Source organism: Nonomuraea sp. NPDC003709, assembly GCF_040610775.1.
Taxonomy (GTDB): domain Bacteria; phylum Actinomycetota; class Actinomycetes; order Streptosporangiales; family Streptosporangiaceae; genus Nonomuraea; species Nonomuraea angiospora_A.
In genome coordinates, this window is record NZ_JBEXMW010000006.1 from 186920 (window position 1) to 202521 (window position 15602).

The window sequence follows — 15602 nt, forward strand, 5'->3', positions numbered from 1 at the left end:
CAACGGGTGCCGGACGGCAGATGCAGTCACCTGTCGCATACCGCTCGACCGGGGCGGCGGCGCACGATGGACGGGCGGCGGCTTCCACCGCGTTCACCACCACTCATCGATCAAGGAATACTCATGATCACCGATCAGATCACCCTGGGTGACGTCACGGTCACGCGGGTGTGGGAGTTCTACGGACCCGTCGCGATGACGCCCGAGACGTTCTTCCCGGAGAGTTCACCACGCGCCTGGGAGGAGCACGCCTCCTGGCTGGAGCCGCACTTCGTGGACCCTGAGACGCGGATCGTCAACTCCGCGATCCAGACCTGGCTGCTGCGTAGCGAGGGCCGGAACATCCTCATCGACACCGGGGTCGGCAACCACAAGGAACGGCCCTACTCGCCGGTGTGGAGCCGCCTCGACACCGGTTTCCTGGACAACCTGGCCCGCGCCGGCGTACGGCCCGAGGACGTTGACCTCGTGGTGAACACCCACCTCCACGTGGACCACGTCGGCTGGAACACCTACCTGGACGGCCGCGCCTGGGTGCCGACCTTCCCCAACGCCACCTACCTCATGCCCAAGGCCGACTTCGACTTCTGGAACCCGGCGAACGAGCACAAGCCGCTGCTCGGCCGGGGCAACCAGAACGTGTTCGAGGACAGCGTCGCCCCCGTCCACGAGGCGGGCCTGACCACGCTGTGGGAGGACTCGTACACGATCGACGCCAACCTGCGCCTGGAGCCCGCGCCCGGCCACACCCCCGGGTCCTCCGTGGTCGTCCTCGAATCGGGTGCGGACCGCGCGGTGTTCGTCGGCGACATGCTGCACAGCCCCGTGCAGTTCGTGGAGCCCGACACGAACAGCTGCTTCTGCGAGGACCCGGCCGGGGCCCGCGCCACCCGCCGCAAGGTGCTCGGCTGGGCCGCCGACCGCAACGCCCTGGTCGTCCCCGCACACCTGGGCGGGCAGGGGGCCGCCGAGGTGCGCCGCGAAGGGAGCGGGTTCGCCATCAAGAGCTGGGCGCCGTTCGCACCACACGCCGAGAGCCTGGAGGACGCTCGATGAACCACCGTACGCGAGACACCGCCGTCACCGCGCAGGGCGCCGTACGGGGCCTGCGCCGCGACGGGACGAGCGTCTTCCTGAACCTCCCCTACGCCGCTCCACCGGCGGGCGCCGCCCGATTCGCCGCCCCGAGGCCGCACGCCCCTTGGGACGGCGTGCGGGACGCCACCACGCCGGGTCCGACCGCGCCGCAAGCCGAACGCAGGCTCGGCAGCGTGGACATGACCCCGTACTTCGGGCCGGGCTGGATCCCCGGCGAGGACTTCCTGACCGTCAACGTGTGGACGCCGGAAGCCGGCGGCGCGCGGCTGCCCGTGATGGTGTTCGTGCACGGCGGCGGGTTCGTGGCGGGATCCACCCGGTCCGAGATCTACGACGGCGCCGCCTTCGCCCGCGACGGGGTCGTCCTGGTGACGCTGAACTACCGGCTGGGCGTCGCGGGTTTCCTCGACCTGCCCGGGGCGCCCGCCAACCGGGGCCTGCTCGACGTGGTCGCCGCTCTGCGCTGGGTGCGGGAGAACATCGCCGCGTTCGGCGGCGACCCCGGCCGCGTCACGCTGTTCGGCCAGTCCGCGGGCGCCACGATCGTAGGCGGTGTGCTGGCCGCGCCGCAGGCCGAGGGGCTGTTCCGGCGCGCGATCGTGCAGAGCGGCAGCGGACTGGGCGCCTTCACGTCCGAGCAGGCCGCCCGCGTGACCCGCGCCGCGGCCCGCGCCCTGGGGATCGAGCCGCACGCCGCCGCCTTCGCCGGCATCCCCGACCAACGGCTCGTCGAGGTCGTATCCGAACTGTCGGGCATCGACCTGCGGACCGAGACCCACCCGGACCCGCTCATCGGGCTCAGCGCATTCAGCGTCGTGCTCGACCGGCAACCGGCCGAGGCGGTCGCCGCGGGCCGCGGCGCGGGCGTGGACCTCCTGGTGGGCACCAACACGGAGGAAGGCAACCTCTACCTGGCGCCGTTCGGGAGCCTGTCCACCTCGACCGCGGCGGACGTGGACGCTGCCGCGGCCCGCTCGCACCCGGATCCGGCCCGCCTCGTCGAGACCTACCGCAAGGCCAGGCCGGAGGCGTCCTTCGGGGAACTGCGCTCGGCCATCATGGGTGACGCCCTGTTCGGCGTGGGCAGCCGGCGCCTGGCCGACGCGCACGCGGGACGCGCGGACGCCGCCACTTACCGCTACTCATTCGCGTGGCGCTCGAACGCGCTGGGCGGCGAACTGGGTGCCACCCACGCCGTGGAGCTGCCGTTCGTCTTCGACGTCACCGGGCTGCCCCGGCTGCGCGGCCCCGAGGCCCTGCTCGGGCCGGACGAACCGCCCGCGGAGCCGGCCGCCCGCATGCATGCCGCCTGGGTCTCCTTCGCCACGACCGGCGACCCCGGCTGGGACCGCTACGACACCGGCCGCCGGGCCACCATGCGCATCGACGCCGAATGGAGCCTGGTGGACGACCCGCACGGCGAGGAGCTTCAGGCGTGGCTCTGACCCCATCGGCCCGGGATGCATGCAGTTCGCGGGCACCGCGCCCGGCTGGGGCCGCCGCGAGCTGATCGCCGAGGGGTCGGCCGGCGCGGCTAACCGGGTTGCGGAACGGGCTCGGGGACGACCATGGAGGCCACGTCCACCTTGGACTTCAGGTAGCCGAACTCGTACATCAGGTCGGCCACCCGCTGGATCCGCTTGGGGTTCAGCGAGGTCGGGAAGGTACCCATCGCCATGGTCATCACCGCCTGCTTGGGCGTCTGCGTGTAGAGCGGGACGACCTCGGCCAGCTCGGCGCGGTTGGTGGCGGCCAGGCGCTGGGCCTTGGCGACCGCGCGCTGGAAGGCGGCGGTGGTCTTCGGGTGCTTGCTCACCCACTCCGCCGTGCCGGCCCAGCCGTCGATCGGCAGCGCGTCGGTCGGGCCGGTGTTGGTGTCGAGCAGCAGCCGGGCGCCGGCCTGCTGGGCGGCCGACAGGAACGGCTCCACCATCCAGGCCGCGTCCACCTTCTCGCTCGTCAGCGCGCCCAGCTGTGCCTGGAAATCGATGGCGACGAACTTCACCTGTTTCGGCGTTACTTCATACGCCTTCAAATGGGCGCTCATGGACATGGTGCCCAGGTTGTTCAGGGAGTTGACCGCGATCGTCTTGCCTTTGAGGTCTTTGGGGGTCTGCAGCGGGGAGTCCTTGCGTACCACGACGCCGGCGATGCCGGGCGCGCCCTGCAAAGTGTCTGAAAGGATCTTCAATTTGGCGGCGCCGCTGCCCTGGATGTTGATGAGGGAGACGTAGCTGCCCTTGAATATGTCGATGCCGCCGTTGAGGATCTTCGGCATGACCTGCTGCGGGGCCTGGATGATCTCCGTCTTGACGGTCAGGCCCTCGGCCTTGAAGAAGCCCTTGCGATCGGCGATGAACACCGGAGCCGAGGAGGGAGTGGGGCTGACGCCGATGGTCAGCGTGGTCTTCTCCAGGTCTCCCGGCGCGCCCGGGTTCGCCGCGAGGGTGCTGCCGCCGCCACACCCGGCGAGGGCGGCGGCGGCCAGGAACGCCAGGAACGCGCGAAAAGCAGAACCGGATTCCATTGAAGGTTTCTCCTTGGCGAGTCCACGCATCCGAAAGGCCGCCGGTGATCGTACAGCAGGATCTGCGGCAATTGCCATGAAATGTCATGAGTCATGACTCGGTGGAACATTACGGGTTGTCCAAAAGTGTCCTATTTCTGGCAACCTTGGGCAGATAGGAGGGATTCCAGGTCAATCGGCCATTCCAATGGAAGTCACGGTCTTTGTAAGGTTGGCCTACCTCGTCGGTGTGTGCTCAAATTGCTCTTCGTCTCATGGCGCACATCACGCGCCTCGCATGCCGGCGTGCGTTCAGGCGACAGAGTGGGGAGCCAGTGACGAAGCAACCGACCGCGCGCCGCCCTCGCCCCCGATTAGCGCACGTCCGCAGGAGGCAGAAGCGCAGGCTGCGACTGCGTGACTGGCGGGTGCGGGCGCGGCTCGTCGCCCTGATCCTCATCCCCACCGGGGTGGGCGTCGTGCTCGGCGCCCAGCAGGTGATCACCTCGTGGGCCGCGGCGGGCCAGTACCAGCGCGTGCTGGAGAAGGCCGAGCTCGGTGACACCGTCATCGAGCTGACCCACCAGCTCGCCCGCGAGCGCGACCTCGCGGTCTACTTCGTGGCCACCGGCCGTTCGGCCGCGCGCGCGGAGCCGCTGCGCCGGCAGTTCGCCCCCGTCGACGAGGCGGTCGCCGCCGTACGCGCGAAGGCCCAGGCGATCACCCCCGACCACGGCGAGAGCGCCTGGACCATCACCCAGCAGATGATCAGCCGCCTGCCGGAGATCCCCGCGACCCGCGGCATCGTGCAGTCCACCCAGTTGCTCGCGCTGCCGGCGCTGACCAAGTACTCCCAGATCATCAACGCCTTCCAGCAGTTCCACGACCAGATCTCCCAGGGCGGCGACCAGGAGGCCCTGGGCAACAGCGTCCGCGCGCTGGCGGCCCTGTCCAAGGCGCACGACGCCGCCTCGCAGCAGCGCGGCCTGCTCGCCGCGGTGGCCTCGGCGGGCCGCTTCCAGAGCGGCGAGCTCGAACGCTTCATGGCCGCACGGGCCCAGCAGGAGAGCGAGATCGCCGTGTTCAGGTCGGTGGCCACGCTGGACCAGCTGCAGACCTACGACGACATCGTCACCGGCACGCTGGTGGACCGCGCCGAGGCGATCAGGCTGCGCGCGCTGGCCCAGGTCACCGAGGGCGGCCGGGTCGATCTCGACCCGGGCCGCGAGGACGACGCCGAGCGCTGGTTCGAGGCGATCAGCGGCACCGTGGACGGCATGTGGACCGTCCAGCGGCGGCTCGGCGAGTCGATCAACGTGCAGAGCCGCACGCTGCAGGACTCCGCGCGCCGCGACGCGCTGCTGGCTGCCACCTACAGCCTCCTGCTGCTGCTCGCGGTCCTGATGGTCACCGCCATCATGGCCCAGTCGCTGGTCAGGCCGCTGCGCCGGCTGCGCACCGAGGCCCTGCACATCGCCGGGGTACGCCTGCCCCGGACCGTGCGCTCGCTGCACGAGGCCGGCGACGAGACCACCGTGGCCATCCCGCCCATCGGGGTCGACTCCCTGGACGAGGTCGGCGAGGTCGCGCGGGCCTTCGACGAGGTCCACCGCGAGGCCGTCCGGCTGGCCGGCGAGGAGTCCAGGCTGCGCGCCAATGTCAACGCCATGTTCGTCAGCCTGTCCAGGCGCAGCCAGACCCTGGTGCAGCGGCAGATCAAGCTCATCGACGGGCTGGAGCGGGGCGAGCAGGACGAGCAGCGGCTGGCCAGCCTGTTCACGCTCGACCACCTGGCCACGCGCATGCGGCGCAACAACGAGAACCTGCTGCTCCTGGCCGGTCAGGAGCCTCCCAGGCGCTGGAACAAGCCGGTCAGCGTGGCCGACGTCGTACGCGCCTGCCTGTCGGAGGTGGAGAACTACGAGCGGGTCACGCCCCGGGTCGCCACCCGCAGCGCCGTCTCCGGGCAGGCGGTCAACGACATCATCCACCTGCTGGCCGAGCTGGTGGAGAACGCGCTGTCGTTCTCGCCCCAGACCACGTCCGTCGTCGTCACCGCCGCCGCCATCGAGGGCGGCGGCGCCGTGCTGTCCATCTCCGACAGCGGCATCGGCATGGTCCCCGACGAGCTCGCGCAGGCCAACGAGCGCCTGTCCAACGTGCCCACGGTGGACGTGTCGGTCTCGCGGCGCATGGGGCTGTTCGTGGTCGCCCGGCTGGCCCACCGCCACGGCATCCGGGTGCAGCTGCACCTCAACGACTCCAAGGGGCTGACCGCGACGGTGTTCCTGCCGGAGGCGCTGCTGCAGCCGCCGGCCCAGTCGACGCCGGCGGCCTCCTTCGGGCGGCCGTTCGACATCTCCGACTCCTGGGTCACCCCTCCCCCGCCCGTGGTTCCGTCCCCGCGGCCGTACTCACCGGCCGTGGGGACAGGTTCGGCCGACTGGCCGTCGTTCGCCACCGATCCCGGGCCCGACAAGTCCTCGGCGGACTGGTCGGCGGACTCCATCTGGCCGGGGATGTTCGACACGCCCGGGGCCAGGGCGCGCTTCGACCTCCTGCGCGGCGGCCCGGGCCCGGTCCCGGGAGGCCCGTCCTTCGGCGGCCCGGTCCCCGACAGCCCGGCCTTCGGTGGCCCGATCCCAGGCCCGGTCCCGGGAAGCCCGGCGTTCGGTGGCGCGGCGCCGGGCCCGATCGCGAGCGGCCCGATCGCCAACGGCCCGGTCCCGGACGGGTCCGTCCCCGCCAGGGCGATCTCCGTGGACCCGCTCGGCACGGGGCTGGGCGTCGCGCCCGTCCCCGACCCCGACGGCTACCTGCCGATCTTCGCGGCGGTGACGTCGGCCTGGTTCAACCACGACACCTCCGACGGCGCCTGGAGCTCGCCCCAGGCCGACGCCGGGTGGAGCGCGGCCGAGGCCGCCGCCAGCCCGGCCAACGACGGCACCACCGCCTCCGGCCTGCCCAAGCGCGTGCCCAAGGCCAACCTGGTGCCCGGCAGCGCCGACAACCCCTCGGTGCCCAAGGGGGTCGCCCCCATCCCGCAGATCTCGCCGGAGCAGGTCCGCGACCGCATGGCCAGCTACCAGCAGGGGTTCCGAGCGGCCCGCGACGACATCTGCATGCGCAGCATCCCTCCCTTCGATGCAGGGAGCACGACCCGCGAGGAAGGCCCATGACCCGCAACAGCAATCTCGACTGGCTGATCACCGACTTCGCCCGGTCGGTCCCCGGCGTCGCCCACGCGGCGGTCGTCTCCTCCGACGGGTTGCCGCTCGCCGTCTCGGCCGGTTTCCCGCCCGAACGCGCCGAGCAACTGGCCGCCGTCGCCTCGGGCCTGGCCAGCCTGACGCAGGGCGCGGCCACGCTGTTCGAGGGTGGGCCGGTCGTCCAGACCGCCATCGAGATGCAGCGCGGGCTCATGCTGAACGTGGCCATCAGCGACGGCTCCTGCCTGGCCGTGCTGGCCGCCCCCGACTGCGACATGGGCGTGGTGGCGTACCAGATGACGCTCCTGGCCGACCGGGCCGGACAGGTGCTCACCCCGGCCCTTCGCGCCCGGCAGCCCTGGTGAGCGGACATGACCGACCCGCCTTGGGGCGGCGGCTGGCGGCCGCCGCCCGACCCCGACGAGCAGGACCCGGATTCGCCGGTCCGGCCTTACGCCGTCACCGGCGGGCGCACTGCCCCGCGCATCAAGCTGGCGATGGAGGCCCTGGTGTGCTCCGCCGACGCGCCGCCGCACACCTTCGCCCTGATCACGCCCGAGTACGCCGCCATCAGCGAGCTGTGCCGGCAGGTCCGGTCGGTGGCCGAGGTGGCGGCGGTGCTGCAGATCCCGCTCGGGGTCGCCCGTGTGCTGATCGCCGACATGGCGGCCGAAGGGCTGCTGCACCTGTACCACCCGCGCCTGCCCGGCGGGCGGCCGGAGGCCGGCCTGCTGGAACGGGTGCTCAGCGGGCTGCAGCGGCTCTGAGCCCGGCGTCCACGGGCTGACGGCCGCCACGCCGCCTCACGCGCCGGCGGGACGGCCCGGCCAGGCGGCCAGCACCTCTTTGGCGAGTTCCGCCGCCGACCGGCCGTCGGTGTCGAGGCGGAGGTCGCCCGCGCCGGCGTGCTCCAGGACCTCGGCCTCACGGGCCGCCCGGTCGGCGGCCCGCCGCAGGGCGCCGGGATCCAGCCCCTTCAGCTCGTCGCCGGGGATGGCCGGCCCTCCGCCCTGCCCGCGCAGCATCACCCGTTCGGCCAGCGTGCCGGGTCCGGCGTGCAGGCGGCACACCGTCAGCGCGGCTCCGGGGAGGGAGTCCGCGTAGGTGTCGAGGCCGGCGTCGCCGGAGACGATCAGGCAGCGGGCTCCGGCGGCCCGGTAGCCGGACCACAGGGCGGCGAGGTTGCCCGCTCTGAGCCGCCGAGCGTCCTCGGTGACGGGACGGAGCACGCCGATCTGCTGGAGATCGACGTAGGCGGCCGGGACGCCGCTCCTGATGAGGCGCGAGAAGACCTCGTACGCGACCGTGGACTTGCCGACGGCGGTCGCGCCGGAGAACCACAGCACCGGCACCCGCGCGAGCGGCCATCCCCCGGCCCGGGCGAGGACCGTCCTGGCCGCCTCCGCGATCGAGAGCCCGTCGGCGTCCACGCACACGTCGGCGAAGTCCGTACGCTCCAGGGCCTCCGCGTCCGCGATGGCCTGCTCGACCAGGTCGGGGCGCCAGCCCCTGGCGAGGAAGCGCTCCTTGAGCTCGGCCTGGCCGACCCGCAGCCGGCACAGCGTCAGCGCGGCGTCCGGGAGCAGGCGGGTGTACTGGCCGACTTCTTCGTCGGTGAAGACGAAGCCCGACAGGACCACGCACTGGGCACCTTCCCGGCGGAAGTTCGGCCACATCGCCGCCAGGTGGCGCGCCCGTACGGGGTGCGTGCCGCCCTCGGGGAGCGGGTGGCACATGCTGATCTGGTCGCCGTCGACGAACGCCGTCCTGACGCCGCTCCGGCTGAGCTGGGTGAACACCTCCCAGCCGACCGTCGACTTGCCGACGCCCGACGGACCGCAGAGCCACAGCAGGGGCAGACGATCATCGCTCATCCACGCGACCGTAGTCGGCCCCGCCCCGCCCGGCGACCCCTTTTCGGAGGGCAGGGTCAGCCGGTGGGCGGGACGAACTCGGGCTGGTCGATCACGCGCATCCAGCTCCCGTCCGGCTGGCGGCGGACGACCTGGGCCCGCGCCCCGGCCCCGTCCCTCGGCGGGGTGGAGGTGAGCGCGATGTCGCCGTGGATCAGCGTCGGCAGCGGCTGCTCGGGCTCGAAGTGCGGCCGCCCGGCCAGCACCTTCTCCCACAGCTCGCGGATCGCCTCCCGGCCCACCGTCTGGCTGCCCGGCGGGTAGGCCAGCACCGCGTCCTCCTCGTACAGCGCCGCCACCCCGGCCGCGTCACCGGCGTTGGACCGCTCGACGAACAGGCGGGTGATGTCCTCCGGCCGCATGGCCTTTTCGTGTTCCGTCATGGTTTCCACCCTGCGCGGCCACCAATCAGAAGTCCAACAGATGGTTCTGATGGAAGCTAGAATCTCTGGTTATGGAACTGAGGCAGCTGGAGTACTTCGTCGCGGTCGCCGAGGAGCAGAACTTCACCCGGGCCGCCGAGCGGGTGCACATCAGCCAGTCCGGCGTCAGCGCCCAGATCCGCCAGCTCGAGCGCGAGCTCGGCGCCGAGCTGTTCGACCGCTCGGGCCGCGCCGCGACGCTGACCGTCGCGGGCCGGGCGGCTCTGGAGCACGCCCGGGCCGCGCTCGCGGCGGCGGGGGCGGTCGGCGAGGCGGTGGGCGAGGTGACCGACCTGATCCGGGGGCGGCTCACGGTCGGGATGGTGATCGGCTGCACGGTCACGCCGCTGTTCGACGCGCTCGCCGCCTTCCACCGGGCGCATCCCGGCGTGGAGCTCTCCCTGCTGGAGGACAACTCGGACCGCCTCATCGACGGGGTCCGCGCCGGCACGATCGACCTGGCCCTGGTGGGCACGGCCACCGACGCCCTCGACGGGCTGGAGGCGCTCACGATCATCAGCGAGCGCCTCGTCGTGACCGTCCCGCCCGGCCACCCCCTGGCCGAGCTGCCCCAGCTCGGCCTGCGTGACCTGGAGGCGTACCCAATCGTGTGCATGCCGCCCGGCACCGGGCTGCGCGCGGTGTTCGACCGGGCCTGCGCCGCGCAGGGCCGCAGGCCCGTGATCGCCCTGCAGGCCAGCGCCGCCGACGCCATCGCCGACCTCGCCGCCCGCGGCGTCGCCGTCGGCGTCCTCAGCGACTCCATGGCCGCCCGCCACCGCGACCGGCTCGTCGCCCGCACCATCGCCGACGTCGAGGCGCCCGCCCTGCTGGCGCTGGTCTGGCGCACCGGCCACGGCCCGGCCGTACGGGAGCTCCTGGCCCGCGGCCGGCAGGCCTTCGGGACCCCTGCCTCGTCCGCCGTGACCACGGCGGCGATCAGCCGGTGAGCTCGCTGAAGAGACGCAGGGCCCCCTTGACGCCTTCCGGGGAGAAGAGGGCGTCGAGGCCGTCGGTGGCGAAGCGGGCCAGGCGCGCCGCACGGGGGAACATGACGCTCTCGTAGGCGCGGACCGCCGCGTCCACGTCGGGCTCGGCGGCCAGGGCGTCGGCCAGCTCGGCGCCGTCGAGCATGGCGAGGTTGGCGCCCACGCCCAGCGGCGGCATCAGGTGGGCGGCGTCGCCCAGCAGCGTGCGGCCCGGGGTGTGCGGCCAGGAGTGGCCGACGGGCAGCGTGAACAGCGGGCGGGACTCGAACGGCTCGTCGGCCTCCAGCAGGAGCGCGCGTACGCTCTCCGCCCAGCCGTCGAACATCGACAGCACCTCGGAGACCGGCCGGTCCTGAGGACCGCGGTAGGCGGCGTAGACGCGGATGCGGCCGTTGCTGTTGCGCTGGGCGAGCACGGCCTTGTCGGGGCCGTAGGCCGACATGGTGCCGTTGCCGACCATGCGCGCCAGCTCGGGGTGGCGGGCCTCCTCGAAGCCGGTCTCGACGAAGCTGACGCCGGTGTAGGCGGGCGTCACCTCCGACAGGCCGGGACGCACCCGGGACCAGGCCCCGTCCGCGCCCACGACCAGGTCGAACTCCTCGCTGGAGCCGTCAGGGAAGAGCACGCTCCGCCCGGCGGCCCCCTGCACGGCGTGGCCCCAGCGGATGGCGCCGTCGGCGAGCGAGCCGATGAGCAGGCCGCGCAGCTGCCCCCGGTCGATCTCCGGCATGCTCTCGTCGCCGTCGGCGGGCTGCTCGTGGTGGAGCAGGGTTCCGTTCTCGTCGTGGATCCGCTTCTCCTGCCCTTCCGGCCGGGCCAGCGCGCGGAACTCGTCGAGCAGCCCGGCCTTGGCCAGCGCGGTCTGCCCGGAGCCCGCGTGCATGTCGAGGGTGCCGCCTTGGGAGCGGGAATCGGGTGACGGCTCGCGTTCGAAGACGGTGACGGGCAGGCCGTGGACCTGCAGGACGCGGGCCAGGGTGAGGCCGCCGAGCCCGGCTCCGACGACGGCGATGCGGGGAGAGGTCATGGGAGGATCCTTTCGATACAGTGTATTTGACAATACACTGTATCGACGATAGACGGTGTATCCTCGTTCCTCAAGGAGGTGAGCCCATGCTCGTCTGGGAGCGGCCCGAGCCGCCGAGCAGGCCCACGCCGAGCCCGCTGAGCAGGGAGCGGATCGTGCGCGCGGCCATCGACCTCGCCGACCGCGAGGGGCTCGACGCGGTGTCGCTGCGCAAGGTCGCCGCCGCGCTCGACGCGGGCCCCATGCGCCTGTACGGCTACCTGTCCACCAAGGAAGAGCTGCTGGACCTCATGGTGGACGAGGTGTACGGCGAGATCGTGCCGTCAGAGCCGCCCGGCGGCGACTGGCGGGCGGCGCTGCGGGATCTCGCCCGGCTCACCAGGCAGGCGGCGCTGCGCCACGAGTGGTTCGCCGACCTGCTGGGCGGGCGGCCCAATCTGGGGCCCAACGCGCTGGCCTACCTGGAGACCTCCCTGGCCGCGCTGGGGGACGTGCCGATCGCCACGGTGATGCGGGTCGTCGGCACCGTCAACGCGTACGTGATGGGCGCGGTCCGCCTCGAGATCACCGAGCGGCGGGCCGAGCGCGCCAGCGGCCTGGACGAGCGGGAGTGGCAGAGCACCGTCGGCCCGTACCTCACCCGGATGCTGGCCACCGGCCGCTACCCGGCGGTGGCCAGGGTCGTCACGGGCGACGACGTCCAGCCCGACTTCGACGAAGGTCTCGACTGGGTGCTCGACGGGGTCGCCCCGCGCGTCACCGGCGCGCCATGATCCGCATCGCCTGCCGTACGACCTCGGCCTGCGCGGGGGCGAGCCCGTCGAGGAACGGCTCGACCGCCGCCGGGTCCCAGTCGGGCGGGCCGGAGCCGGCCAGCAGGTGCACCATGCTGTAGTCGGCCAGCGACTCCGCCAGCGACCCCACCCGCGGATCGTCCGGTGATGCGTCGGCCAGCGCGTCGAGCCTGCGGTAGAAGTCGTGGCCGCGCGCCGTCATCTCGGGGTCGGCGGCCAGCGCGTCGAACATCTCGAACGCCCGCTTCCGATCGCCGCTCGTCGCCATGCTGTCCATCAGCACCAGCAGATCGCGGTCCCAGGCCGCCGCCTTCGACGCCGGGAGCTCCACCGTGCGCAGGAACGCCAGCAGATCGGGCGATGAGGTGTCGTCGGGGCCCAGCGACCCGGCCTCGGCCTGCTTGAGCACCTCGGCCAGCCGCCGGCGGCGCAACTGGATCTCGTGCTCCTGGCGGGCCAGGTCCGCGTCGATCTCGGCGAGGATGTCGGACAGCTCGCGGGAGCGGTCGTCCGCGATGACGTCGCGCGCCTCCTCCAGGCTCAGCCCGAGCTCCACCAGGCGCCGCACGCGGGCCAGGGCGATGGCGTCGCGCATGCCGTACTCGCGGTAGCCGTTGGCCAGGCGCGGCGGCTCCGGCAGGATGCCTTGCTGGTGGTAGTAGCGCACCGTCCGGGTGGACACCCCGAGCAGCGCGGCGAGCTCTCCGATCCGCATACCCCACGATAAATCAATGGCAGGCGCCACTGCGCACCGGCTACTGTCAGGTTCGTCGGAAGAACGAAAGGAAAGGCCTCCCATGCGATTCGCTGCCGAACGCCACTATCGCCGGGGCGCGGCGTACGGCGGCGCGCTCGCGCCGGCCGGGCGGCTTTCTGGGTAATCCCCCGTCAGGATTCTCCAGAGGCCGCCGGGCAATCCACCGGGCGGCCTTTCTCGTTGGGCTGATGGTGAAAAGGCATCACACCTGCCCTGCAAGCAGGAGTTCAGGTTTCGAGATCCTGTCGGTCCACGTCAGCACCGGCACGTCCGTGGCCCAATGGCAGAGGCACCGGTCTAAGGAACCGGACGGTGCGGGTTCGAATCCCGCCGGACGTACGTAAGAAAAAGGCCCCGTTGGTCCAGCGGTCAGGACGCCCGGCTTTCACCCGGGAAATCGCCGGTTCGAGTCCGGTACGGGGTACGGCCTGCCGTTTCTCGGCCCGAAAAAACCATCGACAATGCGCGAGCTGGGCACATTGGTGAGCCCACCCGGCTGTAAACCGGGCGCCTCGGCTGTGGCGGTTCGACTCCGTCCTCGCGCACTTCCTCCGGGCGAGTTGACATCCGTCGCGGATCAACGTGTAATGGCCGTCGCGTCGCGTGACGCCGGCCGTGCGGACGGCGGCGGCATGGAGGCGCCGAAACCAAAGGGGATGAGGCCGATGACTTCTCACATCGCTGGGCTTGCCTGAACGCAGCTGACCCGCGCACGTCGTTCCGGCGTGCTCTGACGGGTTTCCCAGGTCATCGAAGAACCCATCCCGCTTTGGAGCGAACACACGCATGCCCATTGACTTCAACCAGCAGATCATCGACGAGTTCCGGGCCAACAGCGGCCAGGTCGGCGGCATGTTCGAGGGAGCCAGGCTGCTCCTTCTGACGACCGTCGGAGCGCGCACGGGCGCGCGCCACACGACGCCGCTCGGCTACCTGCCCGACGGCGAGCGCAACCTGATCATCGCCTCGGCCGGCGGCGCGCCTAGGCACCCGGCGTGGTACCACAACCTGGTCGCCAACCCGCAGGTCGGCGTGGAGGACGGCGTCTTCACCTACCAGGCGAAGGCGGTCGTGCTGAGGGGCGAGGAACGCGACCGGATGTTCGCCCGCGCCGTGGAGGCCGACCCCGGCTGGGGGCGGTACCAGGAGAACGCGGGCCGCGTCCTGCCCGTGGTCGCGCTCCTCCCGATCTTCGACGGGCCGCCCCCGGGCCGCCTGGGCGACGCGCTCAAGCTGGTGCACGACGCCTTCCGCAGGGAGCTGGCCCGCATCCGCACCGAGGTCGCCCGGTCGGGCCCGCGCCTCGGCGCGCAGCTGCGCGTCAACTGCCTGACCATGTGCAGCAACCTGCACGAGCACCACACGCGCGAGGACGGCTCCGTCTTCCCCGCGGTGGAGGGGCGCTATCCGGAGCTGGAGCCGGTGATGGCCCGGCTGCGCGCCGAGCACGAGACCGTCCAGCGGCTGCTGGAAGAGCTCCAGACGCTCCTCCACGACGACGACCTGTCCCCCGGCACGCTGCTGGCGGAGGTCGAACGGCTCACCCGCGAGGTCGAGGCCCACCTCGACTACGAGGAGGAATACCTCGTACCGCTGCTGAACGGCTGATCCCCCACGACGGGTGGCGAGGTCCGCGGGTCCCAGTGGGCGATGCGGACCTCGCGCAGCCATGCTTCGACCGTCGCCTCATCGGGCTGGTCGGGCAGCGGCGTGCGCACGGTGTCGAACACCTCCTCGGTGGCCGCCAGGAGAGCTTGGGCCTCTTCCAGGCTGCCGGCGGCGACTCTCTCCCCGAAGGCGCGGATCGCCTCGGGGTCGGGGAGCCGGATCGGCAGGTGGCCGGTCTCGTACAGTTCTCGCCCCTGGTGCAGGAGGCGGGCGAGGTGGCGGGCATGCTTGCTGGTCCGCTTGCGGGTGTCGGCCGAGAACGAGCCGTCGCCGCGCTGGTCGAGGCGTTTGAACTGCTGGGTGGCGTACCCGAGGTAGGCGTTGCGGACCCGCGGGCCGGACAGGAACGCGGCCCTGATGGCGATGAGCTGGTCGCCGAGCGGGGTGCGGGTCTCGTACAGGTCGTCGGGCAGCCAGACCAGCTCCATCACGGTCGGATTGCCTCCCAGCGCCAGCGAGCACCACTTGCCGACCTCGTGGAGCGAGCGGTCGGGGTTCGTCTGGACGATGCTCTCCTTGGGCCGGGACAGGCCGACCATGTCCAGCGTGGGGGTGGCGAAGACGCCGAGCCGGTCGACGTCGGAGTCGGGCCCCGCCAGGCCGTAGGCGGTGGAGCCGACGACTCCGGCGAGCAGCACGTTGCTGGGGGTGTTGGTCACGGGATGCCCTTCGAGTCGCGCGCTTCCGTCGAAGATAGGGCAAATGATCAAATTTCGCGGCCGTTCGTGGGTCAGCGCAGCTCAAACAAGATTCGGTATGTTCTCGGCGTGGACGACACCTCGCGCGACGATCTCGACGTGGACGCCTTCACCACGGCGATCGAGCACTTCAACCGCTTCTACATCCGGCTCCCCGTGCTGGAGAAGCTGCCGTTCACGACGTTGTCGGTCCTGGACACCCTCGCGTTCAGCGACGGCCCGATGCGGCTGACCGACCTGACCAGGACCGAGCAGGTCAGCCAGCCCGGCATCACCCAGCTCATCACCCGGCTGGAGCGCGACGGCCTGGTGGAGCGCCGCCCCGACCCGACCGACGGCCGCGCCGTGCTCGTCCACATCACCGAGGCCGGCCGCCGGATCGGCCGCTCCCGCCACGACGACCGCACCCGCCACCTGGCCCCGCTCATGGCCCGGCTGACCCCCGAACAGCGCCGCGCGATCGCCGCCGCCCTGCCCGCCCTGACCCGCCTCGCGGACCTCGGCCACGAAAGTCCCTGATG

Annotated in this window: 15 protein-coding genes and 4 tRNA genes; 13 read left to right on the top strand and 6 right to left on the bottom strand. The window is 72.0% G+C overall.

All coding sequences use genetic code 11. From position 1 onward, the window contains the following. The first annotated feature begins 123 nt into the window (after positions 1 to 123). Both ABZX61_RS20120 and ABZX61_RS20125 read left to right on the top strand, forming a co-directional pair. Positions 124 to 1056: an MBL fold metallo-hydrolase gene (locus ABZX61_RS20120; RefSeq protein ID WP_355196482.1), complete on the top strand. Its 933-nt coding sequence runs from the start codon at positions 124 to 126 to the stop codon at positions 1054 to 1056. After that, positions 1053 to 2543 (top strand): carboxylesterase family protein, encoded by a 1491-nt coding sequence (locus ABZX61_RS20125; protein WP_355196484.1) that lies wholly within the window; start codon positions 1053 to 1055, stop codon positions 2541 to 2543. The genes ABZX61_RS20120 and ABZX61_RS20125 overlap by 4 nt, the downstream gene beginning before the upstream one ends. Before the next feature lie 89 nt (positions 2544 to 2632). On the opposite strand, the gene ABZX61_RS20130 is transcribed toward ABZX61_RS20125, so the two are convergent. Then, positions 2633 to 3625: an ABC transporter substrate-binding protein gene (locus ABZX61_RS20130; RefSeq protein WP_355196486.1), complete on the bottom strand. Its 993-nt coding sequence runs from the start codon at positions 3623 to 3625 to the stop codon at positions 2633 to 2635. A gap of 314 nt (positions 3626 to 3939) precedes the next feature. On the opposite strand from ABZX61_RS20130, the gene ABZX61_RS20135 reads away from it, so the two are divergent. The 3 genes from ABZX61_RS20135 to ABZX61_RS20145 are packed head-to-tail and all read left to right on the top strand — an operon-like array spanning position 3940 to position 7580. Beyond that, a complete protein-coding gene (locus tag ABZX61_RS20135) occupies positions 3940 to 6783 on the top strand; it encodes a nitrate- and nitrite sensing domain-containing protein (RefSeq protein WP_355196488.1) in 2844 nt (947 codons plus the stop codon). Beyond that, positions 6780 to 7178: a roadblock/LC7 domain-containing protein gene (locus tag ABZX61_RS20140; RefSeq protein WP_355196490.1), complete on the top strand. Its 399-nt coding sequence runs from the start codon at positions 6780 to 6782 to the stop codon at positions 7176 to 7178. The genes ABZX61_RS20135 and ABZX61_RS20140 overlap by 4 nt, the downstream gene beginning before the upstream one ends. A 6-nt stretch (positions 7179 to 7184) precedes the next feature. Further along, on the top strand, positions 7185 to 7580 hold the full coding sequence (locus ABZX61_RS20145) for a DUF742 domain-containing protein (RefSeq protein WP_350730597.1): 396 nt from the start codon (positions 7185 to 7187) through the stop codon (positions 7578 to 7580). Positions 7581 to 7616: 36 nt separating this feature from the next. Here ABZX61_RS20145 and ABZX61_RS20150 read toward each other — a convergent pair whose 3' ends face one another. Next, complete coding sequence (locus ABZX61_RS20150; RefSeq protein ID WP_355196493.1) at positions 7617 to 8687, bottom strand: adenylyl-sulfate kinase; 1071 nt, start codon at positions 8685 to 8687, stop codon at positions 7617 to 7619. Positions 8688 to 8743: 56 nt separating this feature from the next. Next, the gene (locus tag ABZX61_RS20155) at positions 8744 to 9109 is read right to left on the bottom strand and encodes a nuclear transport factor 2 family protein (protein ID WP_355196495.1); all 366 of its coding nucleotides are present in this window, start codon (positions 9107 to 9109) and stop codon (positions 8744 to 8746) included. 71 nt (positions 9110 to 9180) lie between these two features. Between ABZX61_RS20155 and ABZX61_RS20160 the strand changes: the two genes are divergently transcribed. Then, positions 9181 to 10098, top strand: coding sequence for a LysR substrate-binding domain-containing protein (locus ABZX61_RS20160; protein ID WP_355196497.1), 918 nt, complete (start codon positions 9181 to 9183; stop codon positions 10096 to 10098). Here ABZX61_RS20160 and ABZX61_RS20165 read toward each other — a convergent pair. Then, a complete protein-coding gene (locus ABZX61_RS20165) occupies positions 10088 to 11164 on the bottom strand; it encodes an NAD(P)/FAD-dependent oxidoreductase (RefSeq protein WP_355196499.1) in 1077 nt (358 codons plus the stop codon). The genes ABZX61_RS20160 and ABZX61_RS20165 overlap by 11 nt on opposite strands. An 86-nt stretch (positions 11165 to 11250) precedes the next feature. Between ABZX61_RS20165 and ABZX61_RS20170 the strand changes: the two genes are divergently transcribed. After that, positions 11251 to 11937, top strand: coding sequence for a TetR/AcrR family transcriptional regulator (locus ABZX61_RS20170; RefSeq protein WP_355196501.1), 687 nt, complete (start codon positions 11251 to 11253; stop codon positions 11935 to 11937). Here the strand turns inward: ABZX61_RS20170 and ABZX61_RS20175 are convergent. Continuing rightward, complete coding sequence (locus tag ABZX61_RS20175) at positions 11921 to 12673, bottom strand: MerR family transcriptional regulator (protein WP_355196503.1); 753 nt, start codon at positions 12671 to 12673, stop codon at positions 11921 to 11923. The genes ABZX61_RS20170 and ABZX61_RS20175 overlap by 17 nt on opposite strands. A 224-nt stretch (positions 12674 to 12897) precedes the next feature. Between ABZX61_RS20175 and ABZX61_RS20180 the strand changes: the two genes are divergently transcribed. From ABZX61_RS20180 to ABZX61_RS20200, 5 genes are all read left to right on the top strand, one after another. Beyond that, positions 12898 to 12968 (top strand) — tRNA-Ala (locus ABZX61_RS20180). A 13-nt stretch (positions 12969 to 12981) separates the two neighbouring features. Then, positions 12982 to 13054, top strand: a tRNA-Leu gene (locus tag ABZX61_RS20185). 12 nt (positions 13055 to 13066) lie between these two features. Further along, positions 13067 to 13139 (top strand) — tRNA-Glu (locus ABZX61_RS20190). Between the two features lie 39 nt (positions 13140 to 13178). Next, positions 13179 to 13260, top strand: a tRNA-Tyr gene (locus ABZX61_RS20195). Positions 13261 to 13501: 241 nt separating this feature from the next. After that, a complete protein-coding gene (locus ABZX61_RS20200; protein WP_355196505.1) occupies positions 13502 to 14323 on the top strand; it encodes a nitroreductase/quinone reductase family protein in 822 nt (273 codons plus the stop codon). Here ABZX61_RS20200 and ABZX61_RS20205 read toward each other — a convergent pair. Continuing rightward, positions 14284 to 15042 carry a nucleotidyltransferase domain-containing protein gene (locus ABZX61_RS20205; RefSeq protein WP_350730609.1) on the bottom strand — a complete coding sequence of 253 codons (759 nt, stop codon included), beginning with the start codon at positions 15040 to 15042 and terminating at the stop codon, positions 14284 to 14286. The genes ABZX61_RS20200 and ABZX61_RS20205 overlap by 40 nt on opposite strands. Before the next feature lie 108 nt (positions 15043 to 15150). Here ABZX61_RS20205 and ABZX61_RS20210 point away from each other — a divergent pair, with 108 nt between their 5' ends. Next, complete coding sequence (locus tag ABZX61_RS20210; protein ID WP_350730611.1) at positions 15151 to 15600, top strand: MarR family transcriptional regulator; 450 nt, start codon at positions 15151 to 15153, stop codon at positions 15598 to 15600. Positions 15601 to 15602: the final 2 nt, after the last annotated feature.